The sequence below is a fragment of the Lacticaseibacillus zeae DSM 20178 = KCTC 3804 genome (assembly GCF_000260435.1).
Taxonomy (GTDB): domain Bacteria; phylum Bacillota; class Bacilli; order Lactobacillales; family Lactobacillaceae; genus Lacticaseibacillus; species Lacticaseibacillus zeae.
This window is the reverse complement of record NZ_BACQ01000013.1, coordinates 1-13,726: the sequence shown is the minus strand read 5'-3', so window position 1 is coordinate 13,726 and position 13,726 is coordinate 1. Positions and strand designations below refer to the sequence as shown.

Sequence of the window (13,726 nt, the reverse complement as noted above, 5' to 3'; positions counted from 1 at the left end):
AATACCTTATTTACGAAACAAACTAAAAAATCTACAAGTCGAGTAAGACTTGAGATTTTTTTAATACGATTGATTGGCTGTCACTGCTTATAGAGGACTACTTGCTCAAATCTTCGAAGTAGCAGGTTACCGTCAAGCAGACTGCTTCGTTGCACCAGGCTCTGCCAACGTGATCTGCGTTTTTTCAGGTTCGATTTTATCAGCTTCCAAAATAGTTTTACCGATAGACTGCGCGCGAATACTTCCGCTGCTTGGATTTTTGACACTGATAATATCGGAGCAAATATCGGCATCAATATTGGTACTGTATTCAAAAACCAGATCAGAATGGAGCAGGGCACAATTCTTCATGGTTAAATGATCGATATAACACAATCCCTGATTGCTCTCGATGGTGCAGTTGATGAGCGTCAGGTTCTTGGTATTCCAGCCGAGGTAATTGCCGTTGATGGTGGAGTCGTAAATGGTGACATTTTCAGAGTTCCAAAACGCATCTTTAGCCACAAGGGTGGAATGATGCATCTCAACGTTCTTGGCACCATCAAAGGCGTAATCACCAATTAAATTGAGATGGTCGGCGACGATGTTCGAGCTGTTCATGCCGAAATAGTTGCCACTTGCCTGCACATGGTCGAGGCTGATGTGATCGCAGTTCCACAAACTTTCACTTGCGTCGGAAAAATGGACGTTTTTTAGACGAATATCCTGACTTCGGCGAAAAGTTTTAGGAGCCTGAATTTCGCTATCCGAAACCGCGATGTCAACCGTATACCAGATGCCTGATCGGGCCATGGTTTCAAAAATGGTGTTCGTCACTGCAATGTGCTGGCTGTACCACAGAGGATACTTATACTGAAAAATTGATTGATTTAACTTGATATGGCGGCTTTCTTTAAGAGGGGACTCGCCTTTTCCAAAAGTTGTACCAACGATGGTGGCATGTTCCTGACCGAATAAGGGACGTTCACCATGAAAAAATTGATTGTTGTAATTCACCATGATAGGTTCGCTTCTTTCTTTGTGGTTCCAGAAAATGATTTGATACATGCGGCATTTTTCAGACCGTTAACACAATGATTTGAGACGTTTCAAGCTACGACGCTACTGAGAATCTCAGCAGCTTTACCAGATAAATATATGGTGTTTGGCTCTGCCAGGTTTTCTGTGGAGACTCGGGATGCATTGATGACGATCTTGGGGCAACCCAACTGAAACCCTGAGGCAGATTGACGTGTTCCAATGATTAATAACAAGTCGGCCTGCGCTAACAGTTGTTGCCCATGGCGAATTTCGTCAGGATAAGTTGCCAAGTGCCTTAAAACGAAATCTGGTAAAATCAGTCCGCCACAGTTAGGACAAATCGGCAGGGCAACTGTTGGCGTTTTTTGCCAGTCACTGGGCCGATGGCAAATCGTGCAATGATTACGCCGGACATCACCCCAGTATTCCGCAATATTGCGGGTTCCGGCTTTTTGGTGAAGATAGTCAACATTCATCGTCACAACACCGAGCAGCTTTTTTGCCTGTTCGAGTTGTACTAACGCTTTATGGGCATTATTGGGACGTGCCTCCGGTTGGCAAAATGTCTGCCGGTACATTTGGTAAAAAGCATGTGGATCGGCGATCGCCTCTTTCGGGTCAAGAAAACGAAAGACATTACCGGCAAATTTATGCGATCTTTTTAGGATTTGATCAATGCCATCCAGATCAGGGATTCCTGATTCAGTCGAGATACCGGCCCCCGTAAATGCAACGATTCGGTGATGTTGACGAATCAGCGCTGCTGCCTGTTGCAAACGTTGCTTTTGGCTCATGACGCTCATCTGGTTTCGAAAACTTGCCGCGCAACAGTTAAGCCATTGAGGACTCGAGGGAAGCCAATATAGGGAATGCAATGAATCATGGTTTCGACGATTTCGGTTTTGGTCAAACCGACGTTGAGCGCGCCATTGAGATGGACTTGTAGTTGATCGGCAGTGTCGCCTTGGATAAGCAGCGCGGTCAGGGTAATCATTTCCCGTTGCTTTAAATCCAACCCGGGACGATTGTAAATGTCGCTAAAAGCAAACTCCAAAATATATTTCCCAACATCAGGCGCAATATCTGCTAGCGAATGCATGACGTTGGCAGCTGCCGCACCATCAACTTGAGCAAGGGTTTCCTGACCATTTTCTAATCGTGTTTTTTCTGACATATTCATAACCTCTTTCATTTAGGATGTCTTTACCCTAAATGCTGGAGTTAACTCCATGTCAATCATTTTTTTAAATTTTCTTCTAGCAATTTTGCTTTTAGCTGATGATACGTGGCAATTTTATTTTCCAAGAATGCAATGTGCGCATCAATTTCTTGTCGTTGCGCCGTTAAGCGGGCTTTTTGGGTGAATAGCAACTCCAGACGCTCGTCAATCGTGCTATTACCTTGATAACGTAAATGCGCATATGTTTTGATTTCCTTGATTGGCATGCCGGTAGCCTTTAACCGCTTGATGAAGGCAATCCAGCGTTGGTCGGCGTCTGTGTAGGTTCGGCGATTATTTTGATCGCGGTCGGGAACAATTAAGTGTTCTTTTTCGTAGTAGCGTAACGTATCAATTGACAATGAAACCATCTTTGAAAATTTACCAATTGGGTAGCCCATCAATGAAGCCTTCTTTCATAGATCATGTTGGGTTGTATGATGAGACTTTCCGTAAGATTAGTCAACACTTATATAAAAGCCTGAGCATTTATATCGCCAAATTAAAATTATTGTTATATGATAAAGCTTCGGAAAAGGGGGGCATTCATTTGGCGAAATCAACAACTTGGCGAATGATCGCATTTTTCTGGCGCCAGCTGGCGGATATGAAACGCAAATTGTTACGTATCATTGTGGCATTGGTTGGCGTAGCCGTGGCTTCGTACCTGGTTCCGCGAATAACGCAATATGTCATTGATCAGGTGATTCCCCAACGCGCTATGGGGACGCTGCTTGGCGTGATTGCCTTGGCGTTATTGCTGACGGCGGTGGCGGGTTTGCTAAGTGGGCTCAGTACTTATTGGATCGGGCAGGTCAGTTTACATGCGATTGCGCGCATGCGGGATGACCTGTTTCGCCACACGTTAGGATTGGATATGCGCTATTTTGAGACGAGTCAGACCGGTGATCTGATGGTGGTGCTCACCAGTGACGTCAATACGTTGCAGCGGCTAATCTCAAGCAATACGCTGGGATTATTTGGTAGCCTGCTTAGTTTTGTGGTGGTGCTGGTTCTGATGATCGTTCAGGATTGGCAACTGACCGGGCTGATTTTGTTGACCTTCCCCATTTTATTTGTTCTGAACAATATTTTCGTGCGCAGCATTCGTGCTGCTTATCGTCAGGTGCGGGCAAGCTCTGGGATGATGAATAATCAAATTCAGCAGGCTTTAACGAGCATTGGATTGATTAAAAGTTTTACTACCGAAAAAATGACGTCAACCACGTTTCAACACACCAATGCGCGCAACCGTGACTATCAGCTTAAAGCGACCAAACTCAGTGCGACTTTTTCGCCGCTGACCGATTTCGTCAACTATTTGGGAACGGCGATTATTTTGGGCTTTGGGGCTATCCAGGTGATGCACGGCCAGTTTACGGTCGGTTTGATCGTTGCTTACACTGCTTATCTTGGCATTTTGCAGGCACCGATTCGCCAGTTGACCGGACTTATTCAACAGTTGCAACAGGCGACGGTGTCATTTGAACGGATTGAAGCGTTGCAGGCCGCTTCACCGCAAATTGTGTCGCCACCAAATGCCGTGCACTTACCACGATTTCAGAAGCAGATTCGGTTTGATCACGTGGACTTCAGTTACGATGAGGATGTGCCGGTGTTGCACGACATCAACTTCGTCATCAATAAAGAAGAAGTGGTAGCGCTAGTGGGTTCTTCCGGTGCCGGGAAAACAACGATTACGAATCTGCTGGCCCGGTTTTATGATCCTACTGGCGGGCGAATTCTGATGGATGGCATCGATTTGCGGCAGGCGGATCTGATGAGTTTACGCCAGCAGATTGCCATCGTTTCGCAAGATGTGATTTTGCTCGACGGCACCATTCAGGAGAATCTTGAATATGGGACGCCATTTGCCAGCGAAACGGCGATTTGGCAGGCTGCCGAGGCGGCTAACATTGCCGATTTTATACGCAGTTTGCCTCAAGGTCTGGCGACTCAGGTAGGCGAGCGCGGGATTCGGTTATCTGGCGGCCAGAAGCAACGAATTGCAATTGCGCGGGTTTTTTTAAAAAATGCTCCGATTGTCATCCTTGATGAGGCAACGGCAGCGTTGGACAATGAGTCGGAGCGTTTTGTTCAAGCCAGCTTCGATCGGTTAATGGCCGACCGGACGTCGTTAGTGATCGCGCACCGGCTTTCAACCGTGCGGCACGCTGATAAAATTCTTGTGTTAGAGCATGGCCAAATTGTTGAAGCCGGAAATCATGAGCAGTTAATGGCGCAAAACGGTCGCTACAAAGAACTTTATGATTTACAGTTCAATTAGTCAGGCAAAACCCTGATACGCAAATGTTCACACCACCAGTGAGAACCTCATGTACCAGTTTTAAATGTGAAAAAAGAACATCTAATGTCGCCTTTTTCCGGCACAACGTTTACATTCCCACTGGTTTCGGGTATCATACATTAAGTATGCAATGTGAATTGCGAGACTAATTGTCGGAGGTACAGCATGTCTGCAAAATGGGAAAAAAAGGGCACCAATGATGGTGAACTCACTTTTGAAATCGATTTACCAAAAATTCAACAAGGTTTAGACCAGGCGTTTCAACGTGTTCGTAAGAACCTGACCGTTCCTGGATTCCGAAAAGGCAAAGTAAGCCGCACTGTGTTCAAGCGGATGTACGGTGACGCGGCATTATATGAAGACGCGTTAAATATTTTGTTGCCGGATGCGTATGAAGCAGCGGTTAAAGAATCCGGGATCGATCCAGTCGACCAGCCGAAAATCGATGTTGAGTCGATGGACGAAGGCAAGCCTTGGGTTATCAAGGCAAATGTTACGGTTAAGCCTGAAGTTAAGCTTGGCGAATATAAAGGCGTTGAAGTGCCTAAGCAAGATGTTGAGGTATCTGACGACGATGTTAACGCTGAACTGGAAAAGCGTCGTGAACAACAAGCTGAACTGGTGGTCAAGGATGATAAAGCAGCCGAAAACGGTGACACGGTTGTCATTGACTATGTTGGCACCATCGATGGCAAAGAATTCGATGGCGGCTCGTCCAAGAACTATAGCCTGGAATTAGGATCCAACTCCTTTATTCCTGGCTTTGAAGAACAGCTTGTCGGCCACAAATCCAGCGATGAAGTCACGGTAAAAGTGACCTTCCCGGATGATTACAAAGCCACCGATCTTGCTGGTAAAGCCGCAGAATTCAAAACAACGATTCATGAAGTCAAGGTTAAGGAATTGCCAGAGCTTGATGATGACTTTGCCAAGGACCTCGATGAGGATGTTGACACCCTTGATGAATTGAAGCAAAAGATCAAAAAGGAACTGACTGATCAGCGTAAGGAAGCGGCCAAGAATGCTGTGCAGGAAGCAGCAATCAAGAAAGCAACCGAGAATGCGACGATCGAAGAAGTGCCTAATGCGATGATCGAACAAGAAGTGCATAACCAAATGGATCAATATCTTGGCAATATGCAACGCCAAGGGATCGACCCGAAGATGTACTATCAACTAACCGGTACGACCGAAGCTGATTTACACAAGCAGTTTGAGGCCGACGCCGAAACCCGTGTTCGTACCAACTTGGTTCTTGAAGCGATTGTAAAAGCTGAAGATATCCAGCCAACCGAGGATCAGGTTAAGGAAGAGGTTAAGAATCTTGCCTCTGAATACAACATGGATGAAAAGGCTGTTCGTCAGGCTTTAAGCGAAGATATGCTTAAGCATGATATCGGGGTTAAAGAAGCTATTGATATCATTACGGATAATGCCAAAGAAGTTGAACCAGCCAAGGACGAAGAAGCTGACAAGGCTGATTCTGATAGCGAAACCGATAAATAGGTGTCAATGTCGCGTCAAAGAGACGATCCTTGATCGTCTCTTTTGTCGTCTTGAGGCACTCATCTAGTAAGCAGTTTTGTTGACAAAGCCGAACTGTGTCGTTGCTAGTCGGTACTTGACGGTTCTGGTAGAATAAAGGTAACAAGAAAGGGTTGAATCAGATGTTTGACAACGTTGAAACAACGGGTCCGGTTACTTGCTCTTTTTGCGGCAAGTCACAGGATCAAGTGAAGAAAATCGTTGCTGGCCCTGGGGTTTATATTTGTAATGAATGTATTGACCTCTGCAAAGAGATCATTGACGAAGAATTTAAAGAAGAAGCCTATCAAAATCTGCTAGAAGTACCGAAGCCAATTGAGATCATGAAGACCCTTAACGACTATGTTATCGGTCAAGATGCGGCAAAGAAGGCGCTCTCGGTTGCCGTTTATAACCACTACAAGCGGGTTAATCAGATGCAGACGGCAACGAAAGATGATACCGAACTCCAAAAGAGCAACATTGCGCTGATCGGGCCAACCGGTTCAGGGAAGACGTTCCTGGCACAGACACTGGCCAAGATTCTCAACGTACCATTTGCCATTGCGGATGCGACAACGTTGACCGAAGCCGGTTATGTCGGTGAAGATGTCGAGAACATTTTGCTTAAATTGTTGCAAAATGCCGATTACGACGTTGAACGGGCAGAAAAAGGAATCGTCTACATTGACGAAATCGATAAGATCGCCAAAAAGGCCGAGAATGTTTCAATTACCCGGGATGTCTCAGGTGAAGGCGTTCAGCAGGCACTTCTGAAGATTCTGGAAGGTACCATTGCCAATGTTCCGCCGCAGGGTGGCCGTAAGCATCCCCAGCAGGAATTCATTCAAATCGATACGACCAACATTCTCTTTATCGTTGGTGGTGCTTTTGACGGCATTGAAAGTATCGTGAAAAATCGAATCGGCGAGAAGACGATCGGCTTTGGCACGGACTCCAACAATCAAGTTGATCCGGATAAATCCTTGATGCAGCAGATTATTCCAGAAGACTTGATGCAGTTTGGGATTATTCCTGAATTCATTGGCCGTATCCCGATTCTGGCAGCTTTGGAGAAACTTAACGAGAATGACTTGGTTCGCATTTTGACGGAACCTAAGAATGCATTGGTTAAACAGTATCAGAAGCTGTTGAGTCTAGATGATACCGATCTGGAATTCACACCTAACGCGTTGAAGGCCATTGCTCATCAGGCAATTGTCCGTGACACCGGTGCGCGTGGTTTGCGGTCGATCATGGAAGCTATTATGCAAGACACCATGTTCGATCTACCAAGCCGCAGCGATGTGGACAAGGTGGTTGTCACCAAGGCAGCTGTCGAAGGCAAAGCCAAGCCGCAATTGGTTTTAACCAAGGGTCGCGAAGCATCTTAACGATAACTATGTAGATTAAAGGCATCAGGCGAAGCAGCCTGGTGCTTTTTTGCGTTTATGAATAAAAGCTTATAGTACCCTTTGCTTCTATTCCGTCTAACCAGTGAGGCGGGCGCCGGCAAAGTATGCTAAACTATTGAAGGCAACGGCGCACTTGCGTCGATTAAAGTGATAACAGGAAAAGGAGGTCATTCAAGATGGACGTCCATGATGTCAAACTGACAATCAGTGCAGTGGCAGCTGCGCAATATCCTACAGATGGTCGTCCGGAGATTGCCTTTCTCGGACGAAGTAATGTTGGAAAGTCTTCGCTCATTAATAAACTGATCAAGCGAAAAGCCATGGCGCGAACTTCCAGCGTTCCCGGGAAAACCCAGACGCTTAATTTTTATGACCTTGATAGTCGGCTTTTTTTTGTTGACGTTCCGGGTTATGGCTATGCTAAGGTCAGTAAAGCGGCCCGGGCGAAGTTTGCCGCGATGATCGAGACGTATCTGACAACACGGCAGCCGCTGCATGGTGCCGTGTTGTTGGTGGATAGTCGGCATGATCCGACAGCTGACGACATCAGCATGTATCAATACTTAAAGTACTATCAAATTAAAACACTGGTTGTGGCGACCAAAATCGATAAGACGCCCAAAAGTAAACGGCTGCATGTGGTTAAGCAAATTACCAAACGCATGGACCTGAATCAAACAGATGTCGTGATTCCGTTTTCGGCCGTGACAGGTGAGGGGTATGATGCCATTTGGTCGTGGTTGGAGCAGACAGCGGGTGTGGAGGGAAGTTTGAAATGAATTTTAATGAGTATCAACAAAAAGCCAATCGCACATTGGCTGGAAACGAACATGTTTTGACCAACTTGTCTTTAGGCTTGGCCAGTGAAAGCGGGGAAGCCATTGACTTGATTAAAAAATACACTTTTCAAGGTCAGGATCTGGACAAAGAAGAGCTAAAACATGAATTAGGGGATGTGCTGTGGTACCTTTCACAGATTGCTTTATGGGCAGATATTGATTTTGATGATGTCGCGAATGACAATATTAAGACATTGGCGAAGCGGTATCCGCAATCCAAAAAGTAATCACCATCTAGGACTTCAGTCAGGTGTATCTGCGAATAGCTTATGCTGTAGCATGAAATGCGGACAACAAAAAAGATTCAAGCGCCGGTGCGCTTGAATCTTTTTTGTTATTCGCTATTTTTAATACACTGTACTGAAAGACAAAGTTAATCCTTTGCTTTTTTGTCGGCGGTTTTATGGGCTTTTTTAGCCAATTTCTCTTGATGTTTCGGATCCGGCCCGGTTGCCTGTTCCTTATTGTCAGGCAAACTTGCAAATTTATCGAACATGTCGTTCAGGTTGGTTTGAGTGTTGATCTTAAGTGCCATGCACGCCACCCCTTTCCTTGGTGAAAGTATAGCATCAACAATCCGAAGCGTCTAGGTCCGCGGCTAGAGAGCGTGAGCAGGCCCGGTTTCTGGGCCTGCTCACGCGTTTTTGCGCAAGAAAGCCACAGTCTCCAGTCTTGAGTCCCTTACACGCAGACTACTGCGCCAGAGAACGAATTTAAAAGAAGAGACGTGGCCTAGCGCGGTCGAAGCTCTTCAGTCAAGGATGCCATTATCCACCAGGTAAATTGCCGAAAATCAAATTATGAATATTAGTTGCATAAAAATGAATTTTAGCGTATAGTACGTTCTTGTAATCAAGGAGGGTATTATGAATCATTTGAAACGCTGGTTAGTCGCTTTGTTCGCAGTTTTTGCCGCAGTTGTGACCTTAAATATGCAAACCGTTCACGCTGATGACAGTCTGGCAAAGATTCAACAAAAAGGCACAATTGTTATGGGGACAAGCCCCGATTATGCACCTTATGAGTTTTTGGTGAATAAACATGGTAAGAATCAGGTTGTCGGCATGGATGTCGAGGTTGCTCGTAAAATTGCGAAAGATCTTGGCGTCAAGCTGGTGATTAAGCAGATGAGTTTTAGTTCATTGCTGGTCGCCTTGCAATCGGGCAAGGTTGATATGGTGCTTGCTGCGATGTCGCCAACCAATGCCCGCCGTAAGTCGATTGACTTTTCCAATACGTATTATAAATCGGGCCAGGATATTATCATCAATAAAACCGATGCCAAGATTTATAAGGACCACAAAAGCTTTGCCAATAAAAAAGTCGGGGTCCAAAACGGAAGTCTTCAAGAAACCTTGGCCAAAACCCAGATGAAATCAAGCACGACTTTGGGACTGACGAAGGTTACCGATTTGATCCTGGCTTTAAAGACGCATAAAGTGGCTGGCGTTGTGGCTGAAGGGGCGGTTGCTCAGGCGTATACGTCCAATGACGATTCACTTGTCGAAATCCCCGGGCATTTTAATCTCTCCAGCGACACGATGGGGACAGCCATTGGGTTTGCCAAAGGATCTGATTCGCTGGTGGCGGCGGCCAATAAGAGTCTGGCGGAGATCAAACAGAAAAAGTTGATTCCGCAATATCTTAAAACCGCTGGCAGTTACATGAAGACGAATACCGAGGATACGAGCATGTTGCACTACTGGACTTATTTCCTTAAAGGGGTTGAGTATACCTTACTCATCAGTGCAATTGGGGCGTTCTTCGGGGTCTTGCTCGGTACGATTTTTGCCTTATTGCGGTTGAGCAAGCACCGCCTGCCACATCTCATCGGGGTTGCTTACATCGAATTTGTTCGAGGCACGCCGTTGATGATTCAGGTCATGTTTGTCTACTTCGGGATCGGGATTTTCATCGACATTCCTGCACTTGTCGCCGGACTTATCGCGGTATCGCTTAATTCTGCTGCTTATGTGGCGGAGATTATCCGAAGCGGGATCGATAGTATTCCTGTCGGCCAAACTGAAGCAGCGCGGTCGCTTGGGCTATCCGAACGGCAAACGATGACAAGTGTTGTTTTACCACAAGCCATTAAGAATATCTGGCCGGCGTTGGGGAATGAATTTATCTCGCTGATTAAGGAAAGCTCCATTGTCTCCATCATCGGGGTCACGGACCTGATTTATCAGCTGACAGTGGTTCAAACCGCAACGTACAAAGGGGTTCAACCAATTCTGGTTGCCATGGTCCTTTACTTTGTTCTGACATTCGGGCTATCCAAGCTCCTGGGTCATTTTGAAAGGAAGATGAATCATGCAGCATAAACCTTTAATTCAAATCAACCACCTGACTAAGAAGTTTGGTGATAATGTGGTTTTGAATGACATTAGTGAAACCATCAACCAAGGTGACGTGATTGTTGTGATCGGCGCATCCGGTGGCGGGAAAAGTACCTTTTTGCGCAGCCTGAATCTGCTTAACCGGCCGACACAAGGCGAGATCCTTTTTGAAGGCACCAATTTGGTTGATCTCAGCGAAAAGCAGCTTGACAACGTCCGGGAAAAAATGGGCATGGTGTTCCAAAGCTTCAACCTTTTCCCGAACATGACAGTGTTAGAGAATATCAAGCTGGCGCCGTTGAAAGTCAAAACCGTGACGGATGAAGAAGCAACCAAAACGGCCAAGGAACTTCTGGAACAGGTTGGCTTGGGTGAAAAAGCCGATGCCTACCCAGCCAGTCTTTCCGGTGGCCAACAGCAGCGGGTGGCCATTGCCCGGGCGCTGGCGATGCATCCGGATGTCATGCTATTCGACGAACCGACCAGTGCATTGGATCCCGAAATGGTCGGCGAGGTGCTCAAGGTTATGCAGGATCTTGCCAAAACCGGCATGACGATGGTGGTGGTGACCCACGAAATGGGCTTTGCCCGCAGCGTGGCCGACCAAGTCTGGTTCATGGACGGCGGCAAAATTCTTGAAAAAGGCACACCTGAAGAACTGTTCGAACACCCCAAGGAAGCGCGGACGCAGGATTTTCTGTCCAAGATTTTGGCACAATAAGTTCTGCCCAGTCGAAGTTGAGAAGAAACTCCAGTTCACAATCCATAAGCGAACATGCTTTGAGTGTTCGCTTTTTGTGTTCCTGAAAATAATTCGTTAAGTCAATCAATCTATTAGTGCCAAAGCGGAGCAATCGTAGGCCAGATGGTGCTCAGCCGTGCAAACAACACAGCGACCGATTTTGTCGCTGATGTTGTTAGGCGACTTTGAGACAGTGGTTTTCTGGCTCAAAGCGCCGTCTCCGCTCTAGCTTCGCGTCGCCAGCCCCAAAACGCCGGAGATTGCGGAGTTTGGCACGGCAGGAGACTTATTGCCTAAGTTTTTCTGAATCATTTGGAGCTCTGCGAGTTAAGAACAGGTCACTAGAAATGTGGCTCAATCTCATTTGATGCCAACTGCCAAGATGTCTTTACAATCGCAACCGCGCGCAACAAGTGCGTCGCTTGCAATCTAATTTTAGAATCTTTATAATGTTAAGCGAACATTTGTTTTATAAGGAGATTACGATGGCATCAGCACACATTGAGCATAAATTATCGTTGCTGCCGGATCTGCCTGGCAGTTACCAGATGAAAGATATTAACGGGAAGATTATTTATGTCGGCAAGGCCAAAAATCTAAAGAATCGCGTTCGCTCTTACTTCAAGAGCTCACATGATGGCAAAGTAGCAGCGATGGTGGCACAGGTGGCTGATTTTGACTATATTGTGACCTCGACCAATAAAGAAGCTTTTTTGCTTGAAATCACGTTGATTCAAAAGTATCAGCCGTATTACAATATCAAGCTCAAGAAGGGGACCGGCTATCCTTATATCAAGATTACCCACGAACGCGATCCGAAAATTGAAATCACCGGCACGATTCGCAAAGATGGCGGCTATTACTTCGGTCCGTACCCCAATGTTTATGCGGCGCAGGAAACGATGCACTTTATTCAAAAAGTGTACCCATTGCGCCGGTGCAATGGGTATCAAGGACGGCCGTGTCTGTATTACCACATGGGTCAGTGTCTGGGCGCATGTTTTCGCACGGTACCGGAAAAAGAATACGCTGACCAGATTGCTCGAATCAAACGGTTCTTGAATGGCAACGTCAGCAAAGCCAAGGCCAGTCTGACGGCAAAAATGGAGCGGGCAGCCAAAAACCTGCAGTTCGAACGGGCGGCGGAGATTCGCGACCAGTTGTATTACATTGAACAAACCGTTGAAAAGCAAAAAATTATTTCGAATGACAATACCACGCGTGACTTGTTTAATTTCTATATGGACAAAGGCTGGATCAGCATCCAGGTCTTCTTCATTCGTCAGGCGCGGTTAATGAAGCGCGAATCGCGGCTTTTTCCGGTCGTTAACACGGCCAAAGAGGAATTCGAGTCTTTCATTTTGCAGTTTTACAGTCGCAAAAATAATGTCAAACCGCATGAAGTTTTGGTGCCGGCAGGGCTGGATAATAAGGTGCTTGCCGATATTTTAGGTGTTCCGGTGCGTACCCCGCAACGAGGCGAGAAACGCGATCTGATGGCATTAGCCGCGAAGAACAGCCAAATCAAACTCGAAGATAAGTTTCGCTTGATGGAATTGGATAATCGGACAACAATCGGGGCCATGAAGGAATTGATGGCGGCGTTAAAGTTGCCAATGGGGCATGTGGTTGAAGCTTTTGACCACAGTCACATTCAAGGGGCCGATCCGGTTTCTGCGATGGTTCAATTTGTTGATGGGCAGCCGGCTAAAAATAATTATCGCAAATATAAACTGGATGCCGACAAAACCCATAATGGTGCTGATGAAGCAGCTAATACGCGCGAAGTTATTCGGCGGCGGTACACGCGGTTGCTAAAGGAACATGCGGCACTTCCGGACCTGATTTTGATGGATGGCGGCGAAATTGAAATGAATGCTGCCAAGGACGTTTTGGAAAATGAATTGAACCTTGATATTCCGGTTGCCGGGATGGTTAAGAACAACAAGCATAAAACTGCTGCGCTTCTGTTTGGCAATGCCGATCAAATGATTAATCTTGATCCGAAGTCACAAGGGTTTTACTTGCTGGAACGCATCCAGGATGAGGTTCACCGGTTTGCCATTTCATTTCACCGTCAATTGCATGCCAAGAATTCGCTGGCATCGCGCCTGGAAGGTATTAAGGGTGTCGGTCCCAAGACGCGCCTGAAGTTGTTGCGCAAGTTTAAGACAATCACCAAAATCAAAGAAGCGCCGATCGAAGACATTCAGGAGCTTGGGATTTCCAAACGCGTGGCGCAGGCGCTGAAGCTTTCGCTAACGGCTGATCCAACGCCAGCGCGCCGGGTTTAAGTCTTGCTCAGAAAAATTGGATACAA

13 protein-coding genes are annotated in these 13,726 nt (G+C 46.4%); 8 read left to right on the top strand and 5 right to left on the bottom strand.

Annotation, left to right across the window (positions count from 1 at the left end):
• Nucleotides 1-132: 132 nt before the first annotated feature.
• The 4 genes from GSO_RS02385 to GSO_RS02370 form a co-directional block, all read right to left on the bottom strand.
• Nucleotides 133-999, bottom strand: a complete 867-nt coding sequence (locus GSO_RS02385; RefSeq protein ID WP_010488542.1) for a DUF3737 family protein — start codon at nucleotides 997-999, stop codon at nucleotides 133-135.
• Between the two features lie 89 nt (nucleotides 1,000-1,088).
• The gene (locus GSO_RS02380; RefSeq protein ID WP_029345503.1) at nucleotides 1,089-1,814 is read right to left on the bottom strand and encodes an SIR2 family NAD-dependent protein deacylase; all 726 of its coding nucleotides are present in this window, start codon (nucleotides 1,812-1,814) and stop codon (nucleotides 1,089-1,091) included.
• Nucleotides 1,815-1,819: 5 nt separating this feature from the next.
• Nucleotides 1,820-2,194 carry a carboxymuconolactone decarboxylase family protein gene (locus GSO_RS02375; protein WP_010488538.1) on the bottom strand — a complete coding sequence of 125 codons (375 nt, stop codon included), beginning with the start codon at nucleotides 2,192-2,194 and terminating at the stop codon, nucleotides 1,820-1,822.
• Between the two features lie 62 nt (nucleotides 2,195-2,256).
• Nucleotides 2,257-2,640, bottom strand: coding sequence for a MerR family transcriptional regulator (locus GSO_RS02370; protein ID WP_010488536.1), 384 nt, complete (start codon nucleotides 2,638-2,640; stop codon nucleotides 2,257-2,259).
• Nucleotides 2,641-2,789: 149 nt separating this feature from the next.
• On the opposite strand from GSO_RS02370, the gene GSO_RS02365 reads away from it, so the two are divergent.
• The 5 genes from GSO_RS02365 (at nucleotide 2,790) to GSO_RS02345 (ending at nucleotide 8,552) form a co-directional block, all read left to right on the top strand.
• Nucleotides 2,790-4,526, top strand: coding sequence for an ABC transporter ATP-binding protein (locus tag GSO_RS02365; RefSeq protein WP_029345502.1), 1,737 nt, complete (start codon nucleotides 2,790-2,792; stop codon nucleotides 4,524-4,526).
• A 186-nt stretch (nucleotides 4,527-4,712) separates the two neighbouring features.
• Entirely contained in the window at nucleotides 4,713-6,053 is a 1,341-nt protein-coding gene (gene tig, locus GSO_RS02360; RefSeq protein ID WP_010488532.1) for a trigger factor, read from the top strand.
• Between the two features lie 161 nt (nucleotides 6,054-6,214).
• Nucleotides 6,215-7,465, top strand: coding sequence for an ATP-dependent Clp protease ATP-binding subunit ClpX (clpX, locus tag GSO_RS02355; protein WP_010488530.1), 1,251 nt, complete (start codon nucleotides 6,215-6,217; stop codon nucleotides 7,463-7,465).
• 197 nt (nucleotides 7,466-7,662) lie between these two features.
• Nucleotides 7,663-8,265 (top strand): ribosome biogenesis GTP-binding protein YihA/YsxC, encoded by a 603-nt coding sequence (gene yihA / locus GSO_RS02350; protein ID WP_010488528.1) that lies wholly within the window; start codon nucleotides 7,663-7,665, stop codon nucleotides 8,263-8,265.
• Nucleotides 8,262-8,552, top strand: a complete 291-nt coding sequence (locus GSO_RS02345; protein ID WP_010488525.1) for a nucleoside triphosphate pyrophosphohydrolase family protein — start codon at nucleotides 8,262-8,264, stop codon at nucleotides 8,550-8,552. Before yihA ends, GSO_RS02345 begins: the two co-directional genes overlap by 4 nt.
• 146 nt (nucleotides 8,553-8,698) lie before the next feature.
• Here the strand turns inward: GSO_RS02345 and GSO_RS18055 are convergent, their stop codons facing one another.
• Entirely contained in the window at nucleotides 8,699-8,860 is a 162-nt protein-coding gene (locus tag GSO_RS18055; protein ID WP_010488522.1) for an SPJ_0845 family protein, read from the bottom strand.
• A gap of 331 nt (nucleotides 8,861-9,191) precedes the next feature.
• On the opposite strand from GSO_RS18055, the gene GSO_RS02335 reads away from it, so the two are divergent.
• The 3 genes from GSO_RS02335 to uvrC all read left to right on the top strand — a co-directional run bounded on the left by GSO_RS02335 (nucleotide 9,192) and on the right by uvrC (nucleotide 13,700).
• A complete protein-coding gene (locus tag GSO_RS02335; RefSeq protein ID WP_010488521.1) occupies nucleotides 9,192-10,649 on the top strand; it encodes an ABC transporter substrate-binding protein/permease in 1,458 nt (485 codons plus the stop codon).
• On the top strand, nucleotides 10,639-11,385 hold the full coding sequence (locus GSO_RS02330) for an amino acid ABC transporter ATP-binding protein (RefSeq protein WP_010488519.1): 747 nt from the start codon (nucleotides 10,639-10,641) through the stop codon (nucleotides 11,383-11,385). Before GSO_RS02335 ends, GSO_RS02330 begins: the two co-directional genes overlap by 11 nt.
• 506 nt (nucleotides 11,386-11,891) lie before the next feature.
• A complete protein-coding gene (gene uvrC / locus GSO_RS02325; RefSeq protein ID WP_010488516.1) occupies nucleotides 11,892-13,700 on the top strand; it encodes an excinuclease ABC subunit UvrC in 1,809 nt (602 codons plus the stop codon).
• Nucleotides 13,701-13,726: the final 26 nt, after the last annotated feature.

Bases quoted from the DNA above. Each gene is read 5' to 3' on its own strand.
- GSO_RS02385 (WP_010488542.1), bottom strand. From the start codon at position 999: ATGGTGAATTACAACAATCAATTTTTTCATGGTGAACGTCCCTTATTC.
- GSO_RS02380 (WP_029345503.1), bottom strand. From the start codon at position 1,814: ATGAGCCAAAAGCAACGTTTGCAACAGGCAGCAGCGCTGATTCGTCAA.
- GSO_RS02375 (WP_010488538.1), bottom strand. From the start codon at position 2,194: ATGTCAGAAAAAACACGATTAGAAAATGGTCAGGAAACCCTTGCTCAA.
- GSO_RS02370 (WP_010488536.1), bottom strand. From the start codon at position 2,640: ATGGGCTACCCAATTGGTAAATTTTCAAAGATGGTTTCATTGTCAATT.
- tig (WP_010488532.1), top strand. From the start codon at position 4,713: ATGTCTGCAAAATGGGAAAAAAAGGGCACCAATGATGGTGAACTCACT.
- clpX (WP_010488530.1), top strand. From the start codon at position 6,215: ATGTTTGACAACGTTGAAACAACGGGTCCGGTTACTTGCTCTTTTTGC.
- yihA (WP_010488528.1), top strand. From the start codon at position 7,663: ATGGACGTCCATGATGTCAAACTGACAATCAGTGCAGTGGCAGCTGCG.
- GSO_RS02345 (WP_010488525.1), top strand. From the start codon at position 8,262: ATGAATTTTAATGAGTATCAACAAAAAGCCAATCGCACATTGGCTGGA.
- GSO_RS18055 (WP_010488522.1), bottom strand. From the start codon at position 8,860: ATGGCACTTAAGATCAACACTCAAACCAACCTGAACGACATGTTCGAT.
- GSO_RS02335 (WP_010488521.1), top strand. From the start codon at position 9,192: ATGAATCATTTGAAACGCTGGTTAGTCGCTTTGTTCGCAGTTTTTGCC.
- GSO_RS02330 (WP_010488519.1), top strand. From the start codon at position 10,639: ATGCAGCATAAACCTTTAATTCAAATCAACCACCTGACTAAGAAGTTT.
- uvrC (WP_010488516.1), top strand. From the start codon at position 11,892: ATGGCATCAGCACACATTGAGCATAAATTATCGTTGCTGCCGGATCTG.